This is a genomic window from Serratia sp. LTN-2, assembly GCF_059740205.1.
In genome coordinates, this window is record NZ_JCAXDO010000053.1 from 1 (window position 1) to 2,715 (window position 2,715).

1 rRNA gene is annotated in these 2,715 nt (G+C 50.2%); it reads right to left on the reverse strand.

Annotation, left to right across the window (positions count from 1 at the left end):
- Nucleotides 1–208 precede the first annotated feature (208 nt).
- Nucleotides 209–2,715, reverse strand: a 23S ribosomal RNA gene (locus AC6BYQ_RS28195); the annotation flags it as partial.

Sequence of the window (2,715 nt, forward strand, 5' to 3'; positions counted from 1 at the left end):
TTCACTCTTGCTATGGTCGCCAGCACAACTGTTTATGGATACTTGCTTAGGTCTTATTTAATGCCGAAGCGTTTTCCAAATCTGTAACAGACTGGGCTGATTGAATCTTACTTTATCTGTTCATTTTAGCTAGAGGTATAACTAAATCAAGTTGCTTTGCATGTTTATGAATCGATTGATGCTTCATATACAACTGCTTGGGTGTTGTATAGTCAAGCCTCACGAGCAATTAGTATTGGTCAGCTTCACATATCACTATGCTTCCACATCCAACCTATCAACGTCCTAGTCTCGAACGGCTCTTTAGAGGACATAAAGTCCTAGGGAAATCTTATCTTGAGGTAGGCTTCCCGCTTAGATGCTTTCAGCGGTTATCCCTTCCGAACATAGCTACCCGGCGATGCGACTGGCGTCACAACCGGTACACCAGAGGTTCGTCCACTCTGGTCCTCTCGTACTAGGAGCAGATCCTCTCAAATTTCCAGCGCCCACGGTAGATAGGGACCGAACTGTCTCACGACGTTCTAAACCCAGCTCGCGTACCTCTTTAAATGGCGAACAGCCATACCCTTGGGACCTGCTTCAGCCCCAGGATGAGATGAGCCGACATCGAGGTGCCAAACACCGCCGTCGATATGAACTCTTGGGCGGTATCAGCCTGTTATCCCCAGAGTACCTTTTATCCGTTGAGCGATGGCCCTTCCATACAGAACCACCGGATCACTAAGACCTACTTTCGTACCTGCTCGACTTGTGGGTCTCGCAGTTAAGCGCGCTTTTGCCTTTATACTCTACGCGTGATTTCCGACCACGCTGAGCGCACCTTCGTACTCCTCCGTTACTCTTTAGGAGGAGACCGCCCCAGTCAAACTACCCACCAGACACGGTCCTCGTCCCGGATCACGGGACAGAGTTAGAACCTCAACATTACCAGGGTGGTATTTCAAGGACGGCTCCACTGGAACTAGCGTTCCAGCTTCAAAGCCTCCCACCTATCCTACACAAGTAAGGTCAAAGTTCAGTGTCAAGCTGCAGTAAAGGTTCACGGGGTCTTTCCGTCTAGCCGCGGGTACACTGCATCTTCACAGCGATTTCGATTTCACTGAGCCTCTGCTGGAGACAGCGCCGCCATCATTATGCCATTCGTGCAGGTCGGAACTTACCCGACAAGGAATTTCGCTACCTTAGGACCGTTATAGTTACGGCCGCCGTTTACTGGGGCTTCGATCAAGAGCTTCGCTTACGCTAACCCCATCAATTAACCTTCCAGCACCGGGCAGGCATCACACCCTATACGTCCACTTTCGTGTTTGCAGAGTGCTATGTTTTTAATAAACAGTTGCAGCGGCCTGGTTTCTGCGGCTGTCGTCAGCTCAGGAAGCGAGTTCCATCACCAACAACAGCGTACCTTCTCCCGAAGTTACGGTACCATTTTGCCTAGTTCCTTCAGCAGAGTTCTCTCAAGCGCCTTGGTCTACTCGACCTGACCACCTGTGTCGGTTTCGGGTACGATTCCTGTGTAACTGAAGCTTAGAGACTTTTCCTGGAAGCATGGCATCAACCACTTCGCTGTACAAGTACAGCTTGCTATCAGATCTCAGCATAGAGTACCCCGGATTTGCCTAAGATACATGCCTACATCCTTTCACCTGGACAACCAACGCCAGGCTGATTTAGCCTTCTCCGTCCTCTCATCGCATTACACAGAAGTAATGGAATATTAACCATTTTCCCATCGACTACGCCTTTCGGCCTCGCCTTAGGGGTCGACTCACCCAGCCCCGATTAACGTTGGACTGGAACCCTTGGTCTTTCGGCGAACGGGTTTTTCACCCGTTTTGTCGTTACTCACGTCAGCATTCGCACTTCTGATACCTCCAGCATGCTTCTCAACACACCTTCATCGGCTTACAGAACGCTCCCCTACCACGTATACAAAGTATACATCCGCAGCTTCGGCACATAGTTTTAGCCCCGTTACATCTTCCGCGCAGGCCGACTCGACTAGTGAGCTATTACGCTTTCTTTAAAGGGTGGCTGCTTCTAAGCCAACCTCCTAGCTGTCTATGCCTTCCCACATCGTTTCCCACTTAACTATGATTTTGGGGCCTTAGCTGGCGGTCTGGATTGTTTTCCTCTTGACTACGGACGTTAGCACCCGCAGTCTGTCTCCCGGATAGTACTCATAGGTATTCGGAGTTTGCATCGGTTTGGTAAGTCGGGATGACCCCCTAGCCGAAACAGTGCTCTACCCCCTATGGTATTCGTCCGAGGCGCTACCTAAATAGCTTTCGGGGAGAACCAGCTATCACCAGGCTTGATTAGCCTTTCACCCCTATCCACAAGTCATCCCCTGGCTTTTCAACGACAGTGGGTTCGGTCCTCCAGTTAGTGTTACCCAACCTTCAACCTGCTCATGGATAGATCGCCTGGTTTCGGGTCTATACCCAGCAACTAAACGCCCTATTAAGACTCGATTTCTCTACGGCTCCCCTATACGGTTAACCTCGCTACTGAATATAAGTCGCTGACCCATTATACAAAAGGTACGCAGTCACACCACGAAGGTGCTCCCACTGCTTGTATGCATGCGGTTTCAGGATCTATTTCACTCCCCTCACAGGGGTTCTTTTCGCCTTTCCCTCACGGTACTGGTTCACTATCGGTCAGTCAGGAGTATTTAGCCTTGGAGGATGGTCCCCCCATATTCAGACA